Raw genomic sequence first — 23,185 nt, 5'->3', positions numbered from 1 at the left:
TTTGGAAACACGTTATAACGAAGAATATTTTTCAGGGCAAATTAGCAAATCGGAAGAAAAAGCCGAAGTACAGTACGGACGTTTGCTACACTACGCCGGAATCGGAGCAAGTACGCATCTTCGTTTTCTGGATGCCGGATGTGGAGCGGGTCCCGCGCTTGGCTATCTTCAGCGTTTGGGCTTTAGCGTAACCGGCAGCGATTTGGTACTATACCCGTTACTAGAAGCCCGCAAACGCGCTCCGCAAGCCCGGTTGGTAGTCGCAAATCTTGAACATGGCTTGCCTTTCGCCTCCAATTCTTTCAACGTGGTACTTGTCAGCGAAGTGGTAGAACATCTACACAATCCGGCAAAATTGCTGTCAGATTGCTATCAAGCATTGCTGCCCGGCGGTTGTCTGATTGTCACCACTCCGAATCTATGGGATATGCGCCGCTTCTTAGCTAAAGCGCGTGGGAAAGTATGGATTGGATACCAAGACCCTACCCACATTAATCTTATGACTCCACCCCAAGTTGTGCGCCTTTTGCAAGATGCAGGTTTCAGCAAAGTTAAGTGGCGTAGCGGCATGAAACCGATGTGGTCACGCAGTATCCGCAAGTTGGGTTGGTCGCTCAATATACCCTATCCCCCAGTTATAGGGGGGGGTATTGCGGCTATAGCATATAAAGGAAACCAGCAACTCGGATGAGCAAAGCGGATATTAATTCACAACCTACGACTAACAAAAACGTTTCAAGGGTAAAAAAACTCTACCAGCGTGCTGATAAAGGGATACTGGCTTTATGCCTTGTCTTTATCCTCACGCTACCCTTATACACTCCGCGTATCTATGCCAGCGATGAAATCCAGTATTTCTCATACTTGCACTCCGTCGTATTCGACTTCAATCTGGATTTTACCAACGAATACGAATATTTCATTAGCATAAATCCGAAGAAATATGAGGGTTTCAAGAAAGACCTGCTGGACAAGAAGAACGAGAATAACTTACCAATAAATGTTGCGCCAATTGGCTCAGCCCTATTGTGGTCGCCATTTTACCTGACAGCGCATGGTATTAGCTCATTGGGAAACGCTATGGGCATAAAAGCCTTTAACCCTAACGGCTATTCGCCTTTTTATATCTTCTCGGTAACTTTCGCCTCTCTGCTTTACGGTTTTGCCGGAATCATAATGTGCTATCTATTAGCACGCGAGTTTTTATCCCGTTTCTGGGCAGCATTTGGCTGTATAATCATTTGGCTCGCCTCACCTCTGATTTTTTACATGTCTATAACCCCTCCGATGTCACATGCCAATTCCCTTTTTACAATTTCGCTATGGGTTTTTGTATGGCATCGAACACGAGGCTGGAAACTAGAAGAAACCGGACGTTTTGTACCCGGAAAGCGCAGCCTTAAGGCATGGTTTGCGCTGGGCGTGCTTGGCGCACTAATGACAATGGTTCGCGAGCAAGACGGTACGGTTATGGTAGTAGTAGCGATTGAGGCATTACTCAGTTACCGTGTCTCGCTGCGGGAACGTAATTGGAGCGAGGTGCGCCGCTTATTCAGTGGTAATTTGCTACTGGTAGCCGGATTAATAGTTGGAATTATCCCCCAATTGCTAACTTACCAATTCCTCAATGGGCATCCAAGCCCTAGCACTATAGTTGGCAACAAACTCCGTTTTCTAAACCCCCAATTGCTAGGCTTGATGATTGACCCCAATCACGGGATGTTTTTGTGGTCGCCTGTACTAATTCCCTCTATGGCTGGCATTATAATGATGTGGTTCAACCGCAAATTGCGCCTTATAAGTATATTGCTGTTTGCTGCTTGGCTTGCCGAACTTTATATTTCTGCTTCCTTCCTGACTTGGACGATGGCAGGCTCTTACGGCGCACGCCGAATGGTGGGGGTAAGTCTAGTATATATCGTGGGAATAGGCTATTTGGGTTGGTGGCTAACAGAACACCGCCGTTTATTGGCTCGTTGGGTAGTGGTTGGATTGGGCGTACTCTTTATAGCTTGGAATTTTGGGGTAATAGTCCAATTCAGCGCAATCCGCGATGAGCAATCTCGCCAAAACCTTGACCCGGCAAGAGTTGTACGCGACCAATTTACGGTAGTACCCGGTAAGTTAATAGATACAGCCGCTAAGTTCTTCACCAAACGAGAAGATTTCTTCAAAAAGTAACTCATAAATAAAAACCTCCCTGCCTTAGATTAAGCGGGGAGGTTGATTAGAATTCAAATGCTAACTTCTATTTCTTCTTGGCGCGACGTTTCTCCCCACGCTTGGAAAGCCCACGAGGCTTTTCTTCAGCACTGGTAGTGTTAACTTCGTCTCCATTGGAAGAATTGCTACCCGCATCTACACTCGCGCTTGAAGTTACTGCAACAGGCGTTGCTACCTTCTTGGGTTTATTTTTCAATTGCAAAGCTTCCCATTCAGCACGCGCCTTGGGGAATTTTCGCGACATATAAATGACCCCGCGAACAATCAGGAAAAGGAAATAAATCGCAATCGCATATAGGAACACACGGGCATTGAATGGTTGCAAAATTGCGATACGGCACAAGAAAAATACAAAAGCTAGGCTGGTTATTATCGCCAGATTTTTGCTTGCTTGCGATACAACGGTAAACACCAAACGGTTTTTACTAAAAAATTGGTAACGACCATAGAAATAAAAAAAGTTAGATACAACTGTACCTAGCAAAGCAATAAAGAAGTAAATCGTACCAAGTGGCGGATAACTATAGCCCTTCCAATCGCTGGTAAAAGCAGAGCTTGGGGTGGTGAAAAGATAGCCTACATCAAAAACGCTTTTTCCCTGTGGAAGAATAAAGAATTCGGAAGAGCCTGCCGCAACCGAATTATCTGACTCAGAAACAACCGTATAAGTAACCGTATAGCGGTCAGATCCGAGTTCATGACGTGTGGGCAAATCCGCGAACATCTCAGTAGGGTTATCAGGGTTAACTTTAGGGCTGATAATTACATTTTTATCAACGCCATCTTCGCGTTGAATCGTAAAATTGCTGGTATCCGCCTTCAACTTCTCACTAAAAGTAAGCGTCACTCTTACCGGTGAATTATTATACTCAAGGTAAGCTTTGGCTTCAGGTGAGGTCTTAATTAGTTTTGGTTCAGCCTTGGCAGCAGGCACCATAAGAGCAAAAAAACATACTCCCAGCAGCGCCGCTACCAGAAGTATTAGCTTGGTTCGTTTCTTAACAGAATCTGCCAAAAGTCTAGTAGCCATTAATTTCTCCTGAAAAATTATCCACCGGATTATAGCAGCTTTCCCCTACCCATGCAACCGGATTTTAAGACTAACGGGGTCAAAGGGCATTTTAAAACCCCGGAGATTAGCCGGGGTTTCCATATAAAAAGCTTTTAGAAACCATTCTTAATCCATAAAGCGGTTATTATACTCCGTATTTAAATGGTCAAGGGCTTGCTTAAGTTGCTTTTTATCAATGTAACCAAAAGAAACCAAAATATCCCCCAATCTCTCCCTGTGTCCATGCTCCCTAAGATATATTTGATAATGCAATGCTGCTTTAAGTTGGACTTCAGATAACCAGGTTTTCTCTATACAATATTGACCAAGGCGCGGGATTGTAGAATTTGGATCTGGCTCATTGCGCCATTGACGAACCAGGCGTGAACCGCTTAACAAGTTATCCAACTCATCACACCGCGTTTGCGCCATTTCGTAATAAGTTCGGGCAACCTGATGTTGCGGGTTGTTCTGTAAAACTCCCAAGAGATAATTCCGAGCTTCAAATGGGTCATTAGTCAAAGTAGCACACCACAACAAAGCTGTTTCATTATGTTGATCCAATGTAAGAGCTTGCTTGAAATAGGAAAATGCTACTTGCTTATTGCCGTTCCGCGCTTCATTGACTCCGGCTACTAATAATTCCTGAATTTTTGTAGAATTTGCCATAGCATGCATAACACCCTTTTCCCCTATAATAGTCAACATAAGATACTAGTTAATTACTTCTCGAAAGATAGAATATACCAATTATTTAAATCATTATTAAGTTAAGAGGGTTGCTTAACGCAAAAATACATGAAATGACGATTAAGATGTATTAATAATGTGTTTAACTAGTCTATGCCGAAACTAGCCCACTTTTCGTCAATTAATTTAACCAGATTATAAGGTAACTCAGGAACAAATAAAAGCTGGTTTGGTTCAACTTCCCCCGGTAACTTGTGTGTGCTATCTATACCAATTTTACTACCCATTCCGGGTAAATGCGAGAATCTATCCGTTGTTGACAAGGGACCGTTTACCACAAGCAGGTCTCTAGAAAGACTAACGCGATTACAAACACTCCAAGCAATTGCAGCATAATCGTGCAAATTGCAATCTGCATCAACAACAATAATGTATTTTAATTCTCGCAAGCGAGTCATTCCCCACAGTGCATACATCACCTTTTGCGCTTGACCCGGATAGCTTTTTTGGATTGAAACCAACGCTATACCGTTTCGAGCATTACCCGGCGCCAAGTTAATATTCACAATTTCGGGTGCAACTGCCTTTACAAAAGGTAATAACATTCTTTCCGACACCCGAATCAGTTGGGCTTCTTCTTGTGGAGGTTGTGCCGCTATTACATCCACCCACAATGGGTTACGGCGGTGCGAAATAGCCGAAAGTTGAAAGCTAATAGCCCCACCATTAAGCTGGTGATAATAACCGCTGGAGAGTGCAATAGTCCTTGTCTGATTTACCGAATAAGGTTCAAGAACCCCTTCCAGCACAAACTCTGCGCCCGATGGTATATCTAATCCAACCTTTAAGCCCTTGACGATTTCGTAGCGGGCGCGTCTCATAAACCCTGCCAATGCTAATCCATCGTTTTCAAGCGGTAATGCTGCATGGGCAACCGCCAATAGAGAAGGGTCTTCACCGATAATAATTGCCGCTTCGGTTGGTTTTGTAATCGCTAAGTCACCCTTAGGTTCAACCAGTAGGGCTTGCCGATTATCCAAAATCAGCAATCCGGTAGAAACCATTTTTTGTTTGCCAGTGGTGGAATCGGCATAAAGCAAAACAGCACGCCGAAGCGATACATCAGAGTCAGAAACATTCCAACGTAAAAACGGCAACTGACGGAAGGAAGGGTTAAAAACCTCGCTGACTTCCTGACAAACAGCCGACTTGATTTGCCGTGGAGTGTATTTATTAAGCTCTGAGCTTTCTCCAAAAAGAAACTGGCGTATTCCCAAGCCCTGCGATAAGCCTGGTTTAAATAACTCCTCAACACGCTCTGTAAGTTGGGCTAACTTACCGACACTAAATGCCCAAGCGATGCGCTCAGCCGAACCATAAGAGTTAATCATTATCGGAAATTCGCTTCCATTGATTTTCTCAAATAAAAGCGCAGGACCACCATCAGGCAAACGACAAGTTCTCTGAGCAATAGCTGCAATCTCCAGTTCACCGCTAACCGACACACCTACCCGGCGCAATAAACCGCGTTTCTCTAAAAGAGATACATATTCAGGGAAACCGTTGTACAAGCTATTCTCCTCGATTAGGCTTACGGGCAGATGGTAATCCCCCTGCCGGGTGCGCTTCTAAGACGCTTCGCTCTATCGCTTCTATTAGCGCCTCGGTGGCAATTGCCCCCAGACAACTCAGTCCAAAGGGGTCAAGCGTCTTTTCACTTTCAGGAGCAGTTGAAAGAGCGAACACTGTATCACCATCAAACATAGTATGAGCGGGTCTTATTGCTCGACTTATGGCATCCTGAGCCATCTGCGCTAGTTTGCGGGCGGATGCTTTGTTCAAGGGCGCATCTGTCGCTATCACCGCTAAGGTGGTATTGACACCCGGTTCAGGTTTCAGCGAAAAAGAGGTTTCCAGCCTTAGCTGTCGCATTGTATCCAGCAATTCCCCATTTTTATGGTCACACAAACCGCCAATAATTTTATTCTGGCTATAAACATCGCCGAAAGAGTTTGTAACCACTAACGCACCTACAGTATAAACGCGCTTCTCCCCATCCGGTTGCTTTAGCCATATCGATGAAGAAGCAGAGCCAACCCCGCTTTTCATTGAATGCTGTACACCCATTAATTTACCAATTGATGCGCCAGTTCCAACCCCGTGACTCCCTTCCAGAACTTCATTTCCTGCCAGTGTACAAGCAATATAACCCATCTGTTCGTCTGGGTAATGCTCGGCAGAACCTAGACCTTTGTCATAGATTACCGCTGCCGGAACTATCGGTACAACCCCATGCAAAGTTTTGAAACCATAGCCATGTTCGCTCAACCATGCCATCACTCCGGTAGCCGCCGCCAATCCAAAAGCGCTACCCCCACACAAAGCAATAGCATGTACAGCCTGTACCAAATTTGAAGGGTCTAGTAAATCGGTTTCGCGGGTGCCGGGTGCGCTACCTCTTACATCTACGCCACCAACCGCCCCCTGTGGGCATAAAATTATTGTACATCCCGTAAGCGCTACTAAATCCTGTGTCTGCCCTACTTTAATACCGGATACATCGGTTATTGAACCCATTTAATTGATTCTTTCCAGTGTGATTATAAATCTATACCAGCCCTAGATTTGTAACAATTACCAGAACTACCAGTATAGCAACAAGCAAAGATATTGAAACGATTATCACTGAGATTCCGAATAGCTCAGTCAAAAAGAAGAACGCCAAAGGGAGCAACACCAGCAAACCCACCAACGCAGGACCTGTCCAGCGTTTGTGCCTACGCCACTTGCGCTCGTCCGGTGAAATGCCTTTCTGAAGATTCTGTTTGGCTTGCCAGTAAAGTTTTACCCCTTTTTCACGCTCTTTCTCGCTAGGGGCAAGATGCTTCAGAAAAGTTGAGCGGGCTTGTTCGATTTGGCTTTTCTCAACCGCGCTATGTGGTAAAGCAGGGTTAAAGAAAATTCCCAGCGCGTCCACCGCTTCTTGCCAGTTCCCTTGCTTTGCCATTTTTACGCCATACCAATAGCGTGCCTTATAATTAGCAACTATTTCTTTCATAGCGATACGCTGGTCAGTATGACAAGCTGTGCAAAAATATTCCAGAATGTACAAAGAACGCTGACAATTCAGGCAAGTCTCAGTCAAGGCTTTGCCGCAACTTCGACAATCCGGCGACTCAACGCCATAAACCCGATTAATGGTCTCACAATATGGGCAATAAAGGTTCGGATAGGATAATGGTTCGAGCAATTCCGTAAAAATTCGAGTGCCGTTTGCTCCTTTAACCCATTCAGAATCGTAAGGTTTACTTTCTCCGGGAGGGTATAAAGCGGAATTATTAGCAGCATTTCTTCTTACCAACCGCAAAAGACTCTTGCAAGAGTTACAACGCGCTATCTGAAATTCCTCAATATATTGCTCAGGTTCAAGCACAGTACCACAGGAGGCGCATACCGGGCTAGTCTTATCATTTTCACGGATAAGCTGTGTCATATACTCCCACAAAATCGCACAAGCTACAGTATTTGTAGAAGTGAGCCTCGCAATCTTTCTGCAAAGCTAAGTTGGTCACTATTTACAGGAGGGCGCAGGGGTAATTCCAGAAATTGCTGGATATGACCATCATTTATTAATCTAGCTTCCCCTTTACCCGGATATATTATACCCCCTACCGCCACCGCAAAATCATTCAGATACGCCAGCATTTTATATACGTCTTCAGGGTTGGCAAACGTTTCACCTTTGCGGGTTTCTTGTAAGGAATATTTCATATCCAATAATATACGCTTACCTGTCTTAATAACTTCAATTTGCAAGTCAGGACGCGCCGTGCCACTTCTTTTTGCCGAATACCAGCCGCCTTGAATGCCCCGATTGTACAATAGGCGATATTCGGCATTGGCAAAATGATACCCTCCTTTATTGCCATCTTCCCGGTATTCCAACCTCAATGCCAACGCCACCTCGCAAGCACACCACAATTCATAAATCTTGCTAGTCGGTTGTAAACCGCAACGTGCCAATTCCGACTCATCTTTCGGGAGCCGCACGTAAGCTGAACAATAGCGTTGCCACAATTCTAGCATAGCCCCATAAGCCGGATTTCTAGCATTGCGACACATCTCCGCCAGCAAGGGAGCAACCTCATTTGCGACAGGGTCAAAACCGGACAAATAACTAGGTAGCATTACAAGATAAGGATTATCGGGAAATAGGCGGTGTTGGGCAGCGCTTTCTACCAAAGCAGGTAACACCCTTTTTAGCCCGGTGGAAGAATACGAACCCAATTCCACCAACCTTGCAAGGTTTTGGGTTTGTGATGCAAGCTCAAAATGGAAATAAACCAACAGCATGTTAGGTAAAGTGCCAAAAGATTTGTGGGCATTCGACCACTCGTGGCGCAAACCCGCCGATTCGGGACGATTGAGCCAGTGTTGCAAGGTCGTTCCCCAACGCACCGCTCCTTTAATCATGCCATAACCTAAATCGTGCCGTTCTGGAGTTATATAATCCAGTTTTTCCAACAATAGCGAGCTAAGTTCTTGCAACCGTTCGCTGAAATAGCGCAATTTTTCAGCAGTGTAATCGGCGCTGAAAAAATCAAACGGGGGGATATTTTGCCCGGTATATTCCAAGCTGAAACCATTGGGAGCATCCAAACGGGCAAGCAGTTGGGGCAAGCGTTCAGTTTTTATGTAAAGTAATTCGTTAGAGCTAAGTTTTTCCGGTTGAACGGTTATTTTGAGGCGCGTTTCCGGTTCGGAGGGGGAAACGCTAAATTCCAGTTCTCCGACATAATCTTCCACGCTCCACTCGAAAGCAAAAGTCGCGCCCGGCGCAAGCCTGATATTGTCTCGCAAAACGCGCCTTGCAAGTAACACAGACAGGTTTTCTGCTGAAGCAGTCCCGGAGTTATGCAGACGTAATTCGAGACGTGCGTATTCCGGTACAACCTGTGCAATCTTTTTTTGATAGTAAGCTTCCAGTAAAATTGTCATAAGCGGTTCTTTTCAGGCTATTAACAAAGCAGACCCTTCACGTTATGGCGCGAAAGGTCTGGAGTTCACTTGATGTTATAGCCGGACACTATATTCCAGCAAAACAGTACACAGCAATATCTTTTATTTATTGCGGGTGGGCGTTACTTCTATGGTTTCAGGCTGTAAAAGGTCTTGATGAGAGAAATGTTTTTTCTCATTTTCAATCAGTTTGCGTTCGTTTTCGGCTTCTTTCAAGGAAAGATGCTCTTTCAGCCAATAGTATAGACCTAGTAGAGTTACAGGGAAATAGAGCGCCGCGTGCAATAAAATTACGTAGCTGGCTGCCAAATTGGCAGGTATCAGGAATATTCCGACCAAAACCTGCTTCGCGGCAAAGTCAAAAGGTCCGAAATAGCCGGGTGTAGAAGGAACCAGCGTAAACAGGTTCGCCACCGCCAGAGTTAGTATTATGGCAGTGAAGCTGAGACTCAATTCTGAGAAAGTCAACGCCACAAACCAGTACATCGCGCCTTCGCAAGCCCAAGCCAGCACCGACAAAGCAAAAACCGCCAGCAAATCGCGCCATTGCCGCAAAACCTGCAACCCGTCAATAAAGCGGTCGGCTAGACCTTCAAGTTTAGGACGGATTTTGCCGGGCAGCAATTTCAAAGCGAATCGCTCCACCGCCAAAAGCAAGCGGCGGTTACTCGCCAGAAACAGAAACACCACGATACCGACCAGAAACACCACTCCCGCTACCCGTTCGACACCGGCAATATCTCCGGTCAAACTCACCGAGAACGAAGCAATCGCGATAAACAGCAACATGGTGATTCCATCCATGATGCGTTCTACCACGATTGTTGCAAGCGAGCGCGTTTTACTCAGATGCTCACGGCGATCCAGTATATAGGCGCGTACCACTTCGCCCATCCGCACCGGTAAGACATTGTTAGCCATATAGCCAACCACTACCACCGGATATAGGCGACTGATCGGGATAGTTTGAAGCGGCTTTAACAAGAAATGCCACCGGATTGCGCGTACAAACACTCCAAGGAAATACACTAAAAGAGCGGGTATAAGCCACCAATAATTAGCTTTCCCCAGTGCATCCCCTATTTTATCTAATTCCTGTCCCCGAAAAGTGAGATACAAGAATATTGCGCCAACCAGCAAACCAAACCAGAATTTTAGCTTATCTTTTTGAAACAAACCCATCCTGAAACTCTACATCCTTTTTGCGATTGTACCGCAGTGATTTTTTAAGACCGCCATAACTATAAAAACACCACAAAGGGAGTTTTGGTTGCGCCGGGTAACTGGAATGAGGTAAATTTCCGGAGTAAGCAGTTTTCCCCTTCGCGCATTATAGCGGATAGTGGAATCCTTAACAACCTAAATTGCTCACTCTAAATTTTTATAGCCTTTTACTGGCGTGGCGTTACCTTAACTGGCAACGACAATACCACCTTAGCAGCTTCTTTCACAAGATTTTGCCCTTCCTTGCCCGATACCAAAACTTTTTGTTCCGGCTTCTCTACCGGATTAAGTGAAACTTCGAGTCGGTATTCCCCTGCCGGAACTTTGATATAAATCTCGCGGTAGTCACGCACTCCTCGATAGGGCTGCCATTTATTGGTGGGAAAATAGCCGCTCAAAGCACGAGTAATATAATTAGTAGCGGTATCTTCTCCGTTAGCAGTTACAAGCCGTACCGAAATCTCATAATCGGTATTATCTGGCAGCAGTTTTCGGAAATAGAGCGTAAGATGTAAATTATCGCCCTGTTGTACCGTACCTGCCGGTAAAACCCTACCCGCCCCATTGGGCAAATAATCATAGCCTTCCAGCAAAATTGCATCACCAAATTTGTAATCGGTCTGGCTGGAACGTGGGTAAAAATCCACGTTTGTACCCGGTATCTGAGCAAAACTGTATTTAAGGATTTGTACCCCTACAAATTCCAGCGGGTCTCCAATTGTATAGGTGTTATTATCAAACCAGACTTTACGCAAAAATTCCTGTGGGTCTTCCCGCCGGTAGCGTTCAGGAGAGATTACCAACCAAGCACGCTCGTATGAGCGAATAGAACGATGGATATAATCGTTTAGCGCGATGTCATCCGCATCACCGACAGCTTTAGGCGCGAGAATAGATTCGGGAATAGTTTGAATAGCCACATCGGGACCGGGCTTTAGGTAATAACGAACTGCCGTTTCCAGATAGCCCGGCACTACAAATACAATGTCGCCAGGGCGCAATTGGGCGGTTAGCTGTTTCATCGCCTCGCGCCAATCCTCTTTTTGCGCTTCTTTGGAATAATTAACGCTTACCAGCGCCACCAACGCCATTACCAGCACGAAAGCCAGTCCCAATAATGCCAATATGAGAGTCATGCGGCGGGTTGCCAACCATACTAGCCCCATAGCAGCCAAAATGTAATAGGCAGGAGAAGCAATCAGCAAGTAACGCTCTGCAAAAAGCGGAATGCGGGTAGTGAGAAGGTAAAACGACAATATCGGCAATAACAGATAAAGAGTTAGAAAAATTGCAGGAGAAAAGAAAGCAGTATTTTCTGTTCTTGAAGGCTTACGCCATACTTTAACCAAACCGAGAATTGCCAAAACCAGAAATGCGAGCGCACCGATTGTTTCCCACGGCTCTACGCTGCGATTCAAAGCAAACCGCCGTAAAAGGCTATTAAGCATTTCGGGCAGACTAACCGGAACGAACCAAGTTGCGCCCACCGTCCCATCCCAAAGCGCGATAAGTTGCCAGAGCGCAAGCGGCAAATAGGGCAGAGTCAGCAAGCCAAACGAAAGCAGGGTACGCTTCCCGCTATAACTGCTATGCGGTTTCTTGTACCAGCGCAAGCCGAAATAATAGGCGATTTCTACTCCCACAAGCATAGCTGCCATCACGTGGATATAAAAACCAAGTGTAGTAATAATGATATAGGCAAGCCACCAACGCCAGCGGGGGTCTTCCAAAGCTTTCAGAAAGAGCCAAGCTGAAGCAAGAGTCAGGCAAAGCGCCAGCGGATACATCTTAGCATCTTGTGAATACCATACGTTATAGGGCGAAAGCGTAAGCAGCAAAGCCGCAAGAAGCGCCACCTTTGCCCCACCCAGTTTACGCGCCGCCAGATAAAGCAATGGAACTGCGACTGTACCCGCCAGCAGTGAAGGAGTACGCACTGCCAACTCACTATTCCCGAAAATTTGAATCCAGAAATGCATGAATAGAGTATAGAGCGGACCATTTTCACCCGCTTTGAAGAAATTTTCGAGGATTTTCCCAAGATTATCGGAAGCTCGCGCCACTAGGTCAGCTTCATCAAACCAAAGTGATTGGTTGCCAAGGCTATTGCGACGCGCCAAAAAAGCCAACCCGGTTAGTAAAATAACCGCAAGCCATTCTAATTGAATTGAACGGTGTGAAAGCGCTTCCCAGCCTTTTTTAAAGGCATTGGTAGGTACAAGTCTGGAACGATTTAACAAGCGGAAAAGACCTCCAGAAAGGATTTAGCGATGGTTTGCCAATCGAAATGGCGGCTAAAATCCAAAGCATGGCTGGAAAGAGAAGCGCGTAAATCAGGTTCAGTCCGCAACTTTCGCAAAGCTTCTGCCAATGCCGTGGGGTTTTCGAGCGCAACGCTTAAAACGCTGCTCTCTAGCAAACTCAGAGCTTCGCGGATGTTAGCATAAGCTAACGAGTTTGTCAGCCACGTCTCAGAAGCAGGATTGCGGTTAGTAGTAAGAACCGGAATACCATGCGCTAAAGCCGCCATCAGGCTGCCCCTCCGCAGACTAGCCCCATCTCGAAAAGGCAAAGCGATAGCATCGAGGGCGTATAGGGCGCAGGAAGTTTCAGTAGGCGAAAGGTATCCCGTCCAGTGAAGGTATTCAGCCAAACCTAGCCGCTCGATTTGGGCAAAAAGCTGGAGAGCGTAGGGATGATTGGTAACATCCGTTTCGCCGGTGCTGCCTCCAATAATCACCAATTTCCAGCCCTTTTCGTTCTTCAATAGCGAAAGCGCGTCCAGCAAATTATCAACGCCCTTGCTATGGTTCAACAACCCGAAATAACCGACTAGAAAATCAGCATCACCCGCGCCCCATTTCCCTCGCTCTATCTTTTTCTCCGCATCGTTTAGAATTTCAAGTGGCGTAATATTGCTTCCAATCGGAATTAATTTCAGATGGGACACAGAAACTCCGCCTTCAAGCGCGTTGTGGTAATCTTCCTCATTTGTTACCACCGCCACATCGCTGTCTTTCATCAGCCTGAGATTTACCCAACGCCTTACTTTTCCTGCTTTCGGAAACAGATAAGGTTCGCGCAAATCATGGAAAGTAGTCACAATACGAGGGCAAGTTCTGCCCAAGTTGCGCTTGAGGTAAAGCGGCAAGAAATTAACGGCAGGGTGTAATTCGTATGCGCCGGATTGGTACTGGATATTCAGTACATCAGCAGGATATTGCTCCAGATAGGTAGCAATTTGGCGTAAACTACCCCAATTCCATTCCTTGACAGGACGTACTACCCGATAAGTTTGAGCTACCGACTGTTCTTCTTTATCCCGTACTCCGGTTAGCACTCGCACTGGCTCAACCTGAGCCAATTCACTTGCCAAGCAAGCTGTATAATCACCAACGCCACCAGGTTGGGGCGGAAATTCTGCGCTCAACAAACAAATCCCTTTGCTGAAAGACGGGCGCGGGAATTTGCCCGGTAGGAGTTTGGTTGCCAATACCGCTCTAATCAGAGACAAGCGTTCACGGCGCAGTTGTGGCTTATGCCGCAATATTAATTTTGCGCCTTCTTCAAGAAACTGGTAGCGATAGGTCATTAATAGATACTGCCTTAACGCCCAACCTGCCAACACCCCATTATGTTTACGGAAATAGCTCACCTTGCTGGTGTTAAAGTTGATATGGCGACGCGGCACATCCTGAGCGCTGCTGCGCCCTTCCAGATGGGTTACAACGGCGTTTGGCTCAAACCATACTTCCCAACCCGCCGATTTAACGCGACGGCACAAATCCATTTCTTCGCTATACATAAAGAAACGTTCGTCAAAACCGCCGATTTGCTCCAGTATTTCGCGCCTAACTATAAATGCAGCGCCAACAAGCCAGTCCACTTCCTGCGGACGGGCAAAATCAAGCGGCACATCTTCAAAATAGTAGCGTTTAAGCAAAGGTGAGTTTTTGAAAAGCCAGTTACGTTGTAAAACGGTACTTTCTATCAGAGCCAGTTTAAATGAGGGAAAGCGTCGTCGGTTGGATTGGAGGCTGCCATCACCATAACGCAGCAACGGCGCACAGATTCCGGCGCGAGAATGTTGCGCCATGAAGGTTAGCAACGTAGATATTGCGCCCGGTTCAAGGAGGGCATCGGGATTTAGAAAAAAAACATAGTCGCCGTTTGTACGCTGCCATCCCTGATTACAGGCTACCGGGAAACCGTAATTTTCAGAATTGGGGATTACAAAAACCTGTGGGAATTTCTGCTTGACTAGTTCTGCGCTGCCATCGTGGCTGGCATTATCCACCACCACTACTTCGAGGTTAACGCCTTCAGGTACATCAGAATACAGGCTGTTCAGGCAATCTTCAAGCAAGACAGCAACATTATAGCTGACAATTACAACGGAGAAATTGCTCATCGAGAATGGTCACGGTGCAATATATTTCGCCAGAACATGCCAGTTAATATGCCTAAGCTATATACTTGTTCAAAAATTATATAGAAAGGCTCTTTTTCTTCAATGGCGCGGGCTATTCCCCTTTTCAAAGCGCCCGGCGGCGAGCGTCTGAGCCATTCTTTGGTGGAATTAGGCTGTTTATCACTCTTGCCTATCCATTGGGCGCTGGCAAAAACCTCCTCGGCTGAACCCGGATTATAATGATAGCAAAGCGCACCGGCTACGCGGCTGGCTGTTTTTCCCAGCTTTTTGGCTACAGTATGGTCATCATGATAACCGGTACTATCGAAGCCGCCTACCGACCAGAAATCTTTGCGGCTGATAGCTCTAAAAACAGTGCTTTCTTCTTCCTTCAAATCGGACGGTACACGGCAATTTACCGGGAGATAGTAGCACACGCTCCATGAACGTGACCATAGGTTATCGGAATTAGCAACAAACTCATCAAGCGTGAAAGTGCCAACCGCTTCACCCTTCTCAATAGGAGTGATAAGCTTTTCTAAGAAATCTGAAGCAAACTTCATATCTGCGTCTAAAAAACTCAACATCTTGCCGCGTGCGTGAGTTGAACCCCAGTTTCGAGCGAGCGCAGGTCCACCATGTTTTTGCTTTAGAAATTTAACTCGTTCAGGCAACCGATTAGCATATTCTTGCAAGATATGGGGGGTTTTATCCTTTGAACCATCATCCACCACTATCAATTCATAATCTTCAGGTGGCAAGGTCTGGTTTAAAAGACTGTCTAGGCACTCTGTGATATGCAACTGTTCATTATATGTAGGAATGATTACCGAGAGCCTCTTATCTCCTGCAACTAACGGTTGAGTATTTGGCTGCACTGCTTTTTCACTCATTTTCTGTGCCTGTCCGAGTTCCAGTAATTTCCGGTGTAATCTCTTGCGCTACGTCAATAATTACTACACGATCGAGTCCTGCATAATCTTTATGAATTTCAACATGCGAGTCAGGAAAGAAATGCTTGCTAAGATTCTGCACATCGTTGGCTTGGTCTGCGCCGATTTCAAGCGCAATAAAACCGGGACGAGTTAGACCAGTTTTTGCCTGTGTGAACAATTCTCTGAAAATCGCCAACCCTTTAGGTCCGCCATCCAGCGCAATATTAGGCTCGAAACGGGCTACATTCGGCTCTACCTGCGATATTACAGTGTAAGGGGGATTTGAGATAATAATATTGGGTTTAGTATCTAAAGGTTCTATCAGATTGCCATGTAAGAGCTTGATACGTGCCGCTACCCCATGACGGCGAGCATTAATTGTCGCTACTTCAAGAGCTTCATCGCTAATATCGGTGGCATAGACATGCAAATTCGGAAAACGAATTGCAAGGTACACCGCAATGATACCGCTTCCGGTACCCACATCTACCAGCACAATCTCCTGATCAAGCCACCCTTTTTCCTGAAGCTTGCTGATGGCAAACTCAACCAGCAATTCGGTTTCGGGACGTGGCACCAGCACCCGCTTATCCACATAAAAGTCTAACGCCATAAACTCGCGGGTATTAGTAATATAGGCTACGGGTTCACCCTGAGCGCGTCTCTCAACCAGCAGATAATATTCCTGCGAGGTGCGGTCATCCATCTCATCATTAAGCCGCGCATATAATTCCGCGCGACTCAAGTCCAACCTGTGCCTAAGAAGTACCTCAGCATCCAGTTGGGCGGTATTATCACGCACCTCTACCAGTCGCTGTACTGCTCTGGCAAGTAAATCTTTTACCCTCTGAGTCATAACAAAAGCCTGAGATTAGCCCACCCCGGCAAAACGCAACCGCTCCGCCTGATCGGTGGTTTGTAAGGTATTGATAAGATCATCTATTTTGCCTTCCAGAATACCCGGCAAGTTACTCAAACTCAAATTTATCCGGTGGTCAGTAACCCTATCCTGCGGGAAATTGTAGGTGCGTATCTTCTCGCTGCGGTCGCCAGTACCAACTTGGCTAAGTCGTTGCTCCTGCAAATCACTCTGGCGTTTGTTCATTTCTGCTTCGTAAAGACGGGCGCGTAACACTTGCATAGCCTTCGCCTTGTTTTTTAACTGGCTTTTCTCATCTTGGCAGGTTACTACCAATCCGGTGGGCATATGGGTAATACGCACAGCACTATCGGTAGTGTTTACGCTCTGACCGCCATGCCCGGTACTACGATATACGTCAATGCGTATATCCTCGTCACGTACTTGAATATCCACCTCGTCCGGTTCAGGTAAAACGATTACTTTAGCAGTGGAGGTGTGAATGCGCCCGTTCGCTTCGGTAGCAGGAACACGCTGCACCCGGTGAACCCCACTTTCATACTTGAAGTGGCTATATGCGCCTTTACCTTTTACTTCAAAAACAACTTCCTTAATATTACCCAGACTGGAAATATTGCCATCCATCACATCTATTTTCCAGCCCTTTTTTTCTGCATAGCGCTGGTACATACGGAACAGGTCGGCGGCAAATAGCCCGGCTTCATCTCCACCAGCCCCCGCCTGAATCTCAACAATTATATCGCGCTCATCATTGGGGTCTTTGGGCAGCAGTAAAACCATGATTTCCTGCATTAATCTTTCGCTTAGCTGCTTTTGTTGCTCAACCTCTTCACGAGCGAGTTCTGCCATTTCTTTGTCATTGGTAAGCTGTTCGGCTTCTTTAAGAGAGGTAATTGAAATCTTGTATTCTCGAAATTTTTCCACAATCGATTCAAGATCGGAATACTCTTTGCCGTAGGTTCGCATCTTTTCGCTGTCCCCAATAGTAGCGGGGTCAGACATAAATTGCCCTAATTGTTCGTATCTTTGTTGTATTTGTTCTAACTTATCGTACACCCTGCGGTATCCTCCATTTCGGTTAATTATTATAGCATAACATATTTCCGCGCACTAAAGCCGGTTAGCTTCAATTTGCTAAAGGAAAGTAGAAAGCCCGTCTCAAGGGGTATGCTAAAAGCCCTTTCGGGGGAGGTAGAACCGCTAGTGCCAAGAAAGAGAGGCAATAATTGCATTACATCGCAAGGCAACCCGTAAGGAGGTATTTTCTATAAGATTTGTAAGAATGTTGCGCCAGTTACCGCACATTTTATAACACCTCTGCTTAAATTATAGCATAAAGCGCAACGGCGTAAATTTTATGTGTGATAAAATTATCATATCAACGTTAATTGTTCTAAGCCCAAACAAAAGCGAGTCAGACTATGTCATTTGAACCTGAATTGGATTTCGGATTTTTAACCCAGAACCAGAAGCCCAAACCTCTTTTTTCCTACAGTACCAGTTTGAATTTATCACAGGACGACCCGACCACCCTTTTTGAATCCCTGAAAAAAGCTGGCATTACCGGAATTGACCTTGCCAGTGCATGGGGTAAGGAGCTTTACGAGCTTACCAACGAAGACCTGAAGCAATTAGAAAAAATTCTTAAACAAACCGAGTTGGCTATCAGTCGAGTCAATTCTCAGATTGGTACAATTGGAATCGGAGACGCTTTCGAGTCCGAAAAACTCAAATTTGAACGAATGCTTGAAGTTGCAGACTGGTTTGGAGCAAGCTACATTAAAGTTAGTTCCTTCAAGGGTGACGGTACAAACCCAGAGCAACTGGCAGAAGCAATCAAGCGTCTCAGTGAACTGGCGGAACAGGCACAACCGTGGGGAATAATTATGCTTCACGAAAATGCGCCGGGTTATATCGGGGATAAAGCGGCGCGATGCAAGCATATCATCTATGAGGTTGCCAGTAGCAACTTGCGTACCTCCTTTAATCCGGCGCAATTCATGGAAGTAGGCGAAAAGCCGTTGAGCGAAGCGTATGAACCGATGTTAGCCCAATATACCTACGTGCAACTGGAAAACAGCCTATTCCAGAGTCCTGAAACCCTTGAACAAAGCGAGTTGAAAAAACTGCTTGCAACAATGTGGGAAAATGGCTATCAGGGATATATAAACCTTGATACAAGAGAAGATGGAGCGTTCCAGTTAAATAGCTTCGAATCTAAGCTTGCTACCCTAAAAGGGATTGTAAAGGCAGTTTCAAGCTCAGAATCGGTCTAAAAATGGTAAAGGGCAGTAACATTTCGCTATTGCCCTTTTTAAACCCAGAATAAATGTCTTTCCAGCTACCAAATACCGGATTTATTACTTTGCCGGTTGGTATCGCATGCTTTTTCCCAACCCTGTCAGCGAAATAAACTCATCATGAATTGCATGAACCGCTGCTTTTTCATCTGAGACAGAAGTAATAAGGCTGATATTCAATTCGCTACTGCCCTGTGCTATCGCAATAATGTTGATATTCTTGCGACCAAGCGTACTGAACAAGCGTCCTGCCACACCGGGAGTACCGCGCATACCAGCCCCTACCACCGCAACAATTACAATATTATCGTCAAGACTAATCGGGTCAATTTCCTTACGGTGAATTTCACGGTCAAACTCACGGTTAAGACTGGCAACAACCGAAGGGGCAACCTGCTTTTCTAACACAAAGCAAAGGTCGTGACCACTGCTGGCGTGGCTAATCATCAGCACGTTGGCGTTATGGTCATGCACACGGGCAAAAGTACGAGCTGCAATACCGGGTACGGTTAGAACACCGCCACCCGACACCGTAATCAAAGCCAGATTGCGTGCGCTAGTGACAGCTTTGACCACCCCTTCGGCTGACTCTTTTGGATTGTCAATGCGAGTACCGGGAAATTCCGGATTCATCGTGTTTTTGATATAAAGCGGAATATTCTTTTCAACCGCAGGCATCACCGTTAAGGGATGGATTACCTTTGCGCCAAAATAGCTAAGTTCGCCTGCCTCAGCATAACTGATTCTCCGCAAAGAACGCGCGTTGGATACTAGGCGTGGGTCGGCAGACATTACCCCATCAACATCAGTCCAAATCCAGATTTCTTCACTATCCAGAGCTGCACCGATTATGCTGGCGCTATAATCGCTACCGCCACGCCCTAACGTAGTAGTAATACCATCGGAGGTTGCGCCGATAAAGCCCGTAACCACTGGTATAGAACCTTGCGCTACCAAGGGAATCAGTTTCTCGCGACACTTTAAAGTGGTTTGTTCCATTTGTGGTACTGCACTGGTAAAAGTACGGTCAGTTTCAATCAAGGTAGTAGCGCTGATTGCTTCGGATTTATAACCTATATCTCGAAGAGCAGCCGCGAGTATGGTACTGGATAATTTTTCACCGAAAGCTGCTACTGCATCCAGCGAACGCAGGCTAACCTCCCCCAATAATTCGATACCGGTGAAGAGCCTTAACAGTTGGTGCAAGAGTGTAGCAATTTCGCTGCGTAGGGAAGAACGTATATCGGGATTATCTATCGTTTCATCCACAACCTGATGGTAGCGGCTATGGAATTCGGCGATTAATTTATCGGCGCTGGTACCGACGCTAGGATTGGACTCGGCAAGTTGGCGAGCAGTATTTAATAACCAATCGGTTGTACCTGCCATAGCCGAAACTACTACTACCGGCTTTAACTCCAGATAACCACCGACCAACTTTGCTACATGGCGGAGCCGCTCTGCGCTTCCTACAGAAGTTCCACCAAATTTCATAACTATCATTTTCGAGCCAATCCTCACTTTCGGGACGCTTTGTTGATTTATACGTTTAATCTGCCAAACAGTATGATATTTTACTACAACCGGGACGAATAGACCATCTAACGCGGTTTTATACCCAGATCGTTGTAAGCTCTTTTCAAAGCGCTATAGCAATTGTACGTGTAATGTCAAAGAAGGGGTTTAACTATATGCTATAATTTTAAAGAGAAGTAGTTCTCTCAATTCAGGAGTGATTCTAGTCATTTTTTGACTTGTAAAATGTAAAGTAAGGAGCAAAACTGATGCAGCCACCTTATAATCAACCGCCGCCCGGCAATTTCCCGCCCCCGCCGCCCGGTGGATATAATCAGGGACCCGGCGGTTTCCCACCGCAACAGGGACCGGGTATGCCACCGCCCAGTTTCCTAGATCGCGGAATGGTTACAACCGCCTTTAGTTTCGAGGGGTTTCGGATTGTACGCTATTTCGGTGTGGTACGTGGCATAACAGTACGTAGCCGCAGCGTAATCGGCAATATCGGAGCAGGTTTCCAAGCGTTGGTGGGAGGCAAAATCAGCATCTATGTTGAGCTTTGCGAGAAAGCGCGAGAAGAAGCTTTTGAGTTAATGATTCAACACGCTGCTCAGATAGGCGCAAACGCGATTGTTGGTATGCATTACGATGCAAACGAAGTATCTGACGGTATCACCGAAGTGCTATCTTACGGCACAGCAGTTATAGTTGAGCCACTAAGTGACAGAAGATAGCCCTATGGTTCAAGTGCATCCTGACATACCGCCGCTTCCCATTCGCGAACGTGCTTGGGAGTGGTTGCAATACTACGGTGTTCGCATCGAAGTGAAAAACCCTCACAGTACACACGGCGGCGGCGGGTGGTATCCTGATAGCAAATTAGTCGAACTGCAAACGGCACAGGAAGAAGCCGCCATTCACGAATTGGCGCATGCTTGGTGGCATGAATTGCGAAAAGACCCAGAGGTACGCAAAGCTTTCTCAGCAATGGTCAGGCGGCTTTCAGAGGAAACCGACCACCGTTACCGCCGCGCTCAAGAACTAGCTCGTGTTTATGAAAATGGGGAGGCGCTAACCGGTTTCAAAGGAATGTTTGAAGCGGACGGAACCGTAATTGATTGGGAACAATACGCTGGACTAGCCAGTGGCGTTATGGGCAAAACCGAATTGCTCCCGGATTATATACGGGGTTTCTATGCGGAGCTATTTGATTAATCATGGGCTTTTTTAATCTCGAAGAACCAGAATTGAACGATTCTGAAAGCTGGGCAGATGCTACCGAAGCTTTCAAACGAGGTATAATAATCGCCCGGCAATGGCAACCCGATGCCCGTACTGCTCTTACCGAAATTGCGGATTACCCACCTGCCCATCTCAACGAGAAAAAGAGTTGGGAAATATTTTTCTGGTCGCCAAAGGCTATAAAAGGGTTGGTGTTGTATTTAGATACCGAATATAACCTTTTGAATCAGAATGAATGGGGCGTATTCTATCGAGAGAGCGTCATCAAAATTGGACAAGAGTTGCTTGCGCCGTATCACTATGGATTTGCCGAAGATGTAAGCCAACCCGGACCAGAACAGTTCTCGTTTGTTTTCCGGCGGACAATCATCGGAGCGCAAACTTGCTTTGTGGATGTGCAAATTTCTACCACCGTAATGCTTACACCACCGCCGCGCCGTTTCACCATCAATTTGGTGAAAAACGCTGGTGAAAGTCCTTTGTTTGGAAGTAGCGGCGGTTTTGAAACCCGTTTGAGCAATTTAATTCCCGGCACAAAACCCGATTATTGGTGGAGTTTTCGCAACGAAAGCGAATACGAAAAACAGCTGCGAGAAGCCTTCGGAAGCTTCTTGAAATACGGCTTGAATATAATGGAGCAATAATATAAACAAAGAAACGGTTTCTGCTATTACCAAATACCCACTCCGGCTTGAGCCATATGTCAAAGAAGTTGTATGGGGTGGGCGTTGGTTGGCAAACAAATTGGGGCGCAAAGGCGCGGAAAGGGCTAATCTCGGTGAAAGCTGGGAAGCCTATTCCAATAGCATCATTATTAATGGCGATTTCTGCGGTGAAAAACTCGCCGAGCTTTTCGATACCTATGGCGCGTCCTTGTTTGGTGCAGCAGCAATGAGCTATCCCAAATTTCCACTGCTGGTTAAGTTCATAGATGCCCACCAGAATCTTTCGGTGCAAGTTCATCCTGATGATGCAATGGCGCAAAGGTTGGAAAATTACCCCTTCGGGAAAACCGAATTCTGGTATGTCATAGAAGCGAAAGAAGGCGCAGAAATCTGCTATAGCCTGAATGATATTTCTGCCAGTCGCGAAGAGTTGGCGGAAGCCATTCGCCGGGATGACCTGTTGCGCTTCGTGCAACGCACACCGGTAAAAAAAGGAGATGTGGTGTTTTTGCCCGCCGGTACGGTGCATGCCCTCACCGAAGGAATTATAGTTTACGAATTGCAGCAAGATTGTGACATTACCTACCGCCTGTACGATTGGGGCAGAGTAGGACGCGAAATGCACGTGGAAAAGGGCGTACAAGCTATAGACCTAACTTCCCGTAATTTCAAGGTCTCTCATACGGAAGGTGTCAGACATGAAGGTTACTGGGCTACGGAGTTGGTGGATTGTGACTTTTTCACCGCTACTCTATGGCAGATTGAAAAACAAGCTCAGCTTAAAGCTGCGCCTAGAAGTTTTACCTTGCTGACCGTGCTAGGTGGCGAAGGCGAAATACGCTCTCCAACAGACGAATTTATGCCACAGCCCTTGAATAAAGGCGATACACTTTTAATTCCGACAGATATGGATTATGAGCTTGACACAAAAGATAGTTCATACCTTCTCGAAATCATTGGGAGTTGGCTGGAAACCGGACATCGGTAAAGTCGGCACATATTCCCAAATAAATCCGCCAAATATATCAGG

20 protein-coding genes are annotated in these 23,185 nt (G+C 46.1%); 7 read left to right on the top strand and 13 right to left on the bottom strand.

All coding sequences use genetic code 11. The features are described from left to right. Nucleotide 1: 1 nt before the first annotated feature. Together WCK19_RS02665 and WCK19_RS02660 are read left to right on the top strand one after the other, a co-directional pair. Nucleotides 2–691: a class I SAM-dependent methyltransferase gene (locus WCK19_RS02665; protein ID WP_342395805.1), complete on the top strand. Its 690-nt coding sequence runs from the start codon at nucleotides 2–4 to the stop codon at nucleotides 689–691. Continuing rightward, entirely contained in the window at nucleotides 688–2,181 is a 1,494-nt protein-coding gene (locus WCK19_RS02660; protein WP_342395804.1) for a hypothetical protein, read from the top strand. Before WCK19_RS02665 ends, WCK19_RS02660 begins: the two co-directional genes overlap by 4 nt. A gap of 67 nt (nucleotides 2,182–2,248) precedes the next feature. On the opposite strand, the gene WCK19_RS02655 is transcribed toward WCK19_RS02660, so the two are convergent. The 12 genes from WCK19_RS02655 to prfA all read right to left on the bottom strand — a co-directional run bounded on the left by WCK19_RS02655 (nucleotide 2,249) and on the right by prfA (nucleotide 17,489). After that, complete coding sequence (locus WCK19_RS02655; protein ID WP_342395803.1) at nucleotides 2,249–3,253, bottom strand: copper resistance protein CopC; 1,005 nt, start codon at nucleotides 3,251–3,253, stop codon at nucleotides 2,249–2,251. Nucleotides 3,254–3,400: 147 nt separating this feature from the next. Next, a complete protein-coding gene (locus WCK19_RS02650) occupies nucleotides 3,401–3,943 on the bottom strand; it encodes a hypothetical protein (protein WP_342395802.1) in 543 nt (180 codons plus the stop codon). A gap of 167 nt (nucleotides 3,944–4,110) precedes the next feature. Next, nucleotides 4,111–5,535, bottom strand: a complete 1,425-nt coding sequence (locus WCK19_RS02645) for a UbiD family decarboxylase domain-containing protein (protein WP_342395801.1) — start codon at nucleotides 5,533–5,535, stop codon at nucleotides 4,111–4,113. A gap of 1 nt (nucleotide 5,536) precedes the next feature. Then, nucleotides 5,537–6,541, bottom strand: coding sequence for a P1 family peptidase (locus tag WCK19_RS02640; RefSeq protein ID WP_342395800.1), 1,005 nt, complete (start codon nucleotides 6,539–6,541; stop codon nucleotides 5,537–5,539). Between the two features lie 31 nt (nucleotides 6,542–6,572). Beyond that, nucleotides 6,573–7,457 (bottom strand): hypothetical protein, encoded by an 885-nt coding sequence (locus tag WCK19_RS02635; RefSeq protein WP_342395799.1) that lies wholly within the window; start codon nucleotides 7,455–7,457, stop codon nucleotides 6,573–6,575. A 23-nt stretch (nucleotides 7,458–7,480) separates the two neighbouring features. Further along, complete coding sequence (locus tag WCK19_RS02630) at nucleotides 7,481–8,962, bottom strand: hypothetical protein (RefSeq protein ID WP_342395798.1); 1,482 nt, start codon at nucleotides 8,960–8,962, stop codon at nucleotides 7,481–7,483. A gap of 123 nt (nucleotides 8,963–9,085) precedes the next feature. Then, nucleotides 9,086–10,165: a lysylphosphatidylglycerol synthase transmembrane domain-containing protein gene (locus tag WCK19_RS02625; RefSeq protein WP_342395797.1), complete on the bottom strand. Its 1,080-nt coding sequence runs from the start codon at nucleotides 10,163–10,165 to the stop codon at nucleotides 9,086–9,088. Between the two features lie 209 nt (nucleotides 10,166–10,374). Then, nucleotides 10,375–12,447 carry a glycosyltransferase family 39 protein gene (locus WCK19_RS02620; protein ID WP_342395796.1) on the bottom strand — a complete coding sequence of 691 codons (2,073 nt, stop codon included), beginning with the start codon at nucleotides 12,445–12,447 and terminating at the stop codon, nucleotides 10,375–10,377. Beyond that, nucleotides 12,441–14,618, bottom strand: coding sequence for a glycosyltransferase (locus WCK19_RS02615; RefSeq protein ID WP_342395795.1), 2,178 nt, complete (start codon nucleotides 14,616–14,618; stop codon nucleotides 12,441–12,443). Before WCK19_RS02615 ends, WCK19_RS02620 begins: the two co-directional genes overlap by 7 nt. Next, the gene (locus WCK19_RS02610) at nucleotides 14,615–15,511 is read right to left on the bottom strand and encodes a glycosyltransferase family A protein (protein ID WP_342395794.1); all 897 of its coding nucleotides are present in this window, start codon (nucleotides 15,509–15,511) and stop codon (nucleotides 14,615–14,617) included. The genes WCK19_RS02615 and WCK19_RS02610 overlap by 4 nt, the downstream gene beginning before the upstream one ends. Then, complete coding sequence (prmC, locus tag WCK19_RS02605) at nucleotides 15,504–16,409, bottom strand: peptide chain release factor N(5)-glutamine methyltransferase (protein ID WP_342395793.1); 906 nt, start codon at nucleotides 16,407–16,409, stop codon at nucleotides 15,504–15,506. The genes WCK19_RS02610 and prmC overlap by 8 nt, the downstream gene beginning before the upstream one ends. 15 nt (nucleotides 16,410–16,424) lie before the next feature. Further along, the gene (gene prfA, locus WCK19_RS02600; protein ID WP_342395792.1) at nucleotides 16,425–17,489 is read right to left on the bottom strand and encodes a peptide chain release factor 1; all 1,065 of its coding nucleotides are present in this window, start codon (nucleotides 17,487–17,489) and stop codon (nucleotides 16,425–16,427) included. Between the two features lie 365 nt (nucleotides 17,490–17,854). Between prfA and WCK19_RS02595 the strand changes: the two genes are divergently transcribed. Beyond that, the gene (locus tag WCK19_RS02595) at nucleotides 17,855–18,709 is read left to right on the top strand and encodes a TIM barrel protein (RefSeq protein WP_342395791.1); all 855 of its coding nucleotides are present in this window, start codon (nucleotides 17,855–17,857) and stop codon (nucleotides 18,707–18,709) included. Nucleotides 18,710–18,793: 84 nt separating this feature from the next. On the opposite strand, the gene WCK19_RS02590 is transcribed toward WCK19_RS02595, so the two are convergent. Beyond that, nucleotides 18,794–20,236: an aspartate kinase gene (locus WCK19_RS02590; protein ID WP_342395790.1), complete on the bottom strand. Its 1,443-nt coding sequence runs from the start codon at nucleotides 20,234–20,236 to the stop codon at nucleotides 18,794–18,796. Nucleotides 20,237–20,517: 281 nt separating this feature from the next. Between WCK19_RS02590 and WCK19_RS02585 the strand changes: the two genes are divergently transcribed. The 4 genes from WCK19_RS02585 to WCK19_RS02570 are packed head-to-tail and all read left to right on the top strand — an operon-like array spanning nucleotide 20,518 to nucleotide 23,143. Next, nucleotides 20,518–20,982, top strand: a complete 465-nt coding sequence (locus WCK19_RS02585) for a YbjQ family protein (RefSeq protein WP_342395789.1) — start codon at nucleotides 20,518–20,520, stop codon at nucleotides 20,980–20,982. Between the two features lie 4 nt (nucleotides 20,983–20,986). After that, entirely contained in the window at nucleotides 20,987–21,463 is a 477-nt protein-coding gene (locus tag WCK19_RS02580) for a hypothetical protein (RefSeq protein WP_342395788.1), read from the top strand. Nucleotides 21,464–21,465: 2 nt separating this feature from the next. After that, on the top strand, nucleotides 21,466–22,134 hold the full coding sequence (locus tag WCK19_RS02575; protein WP_342395787.1) for a hypothetical protein: 669 nt from the start codon (nucleotides 21,466–21,468) through the stop codon (nucleotides 22,132–22,134). Between the two features lies 1 nt (nucleotide 22,135). Then, nucleotides 22,136–23,143: a type I phosphomannose isomerase catalytic subunit gene (locus WCK19_RS02570; RefSeq protein ID WP_342395869.1), complete on the top strand. Its 1,008-nt coding sequence runs from the start codon at nucleotides 22,136–22,138 to the stop codon at nucleotides 23,141–23,143. The last annotated feature ends 42 nt before the right edge of the window (nucleotides 23,144–23,185 follow it).

It is taken from the genome of Candidatus Chlorohelix sp. (assembly GCF_037138995.1).
Lineage (GTDB): Bacteria > Chloroflexota > Chloroflexia > Chloroheliales > Chloroheliaceae > Chlorohelix.
This window is presented reverse-complemented; position numbering and strand designations above follow the sequence as displayed.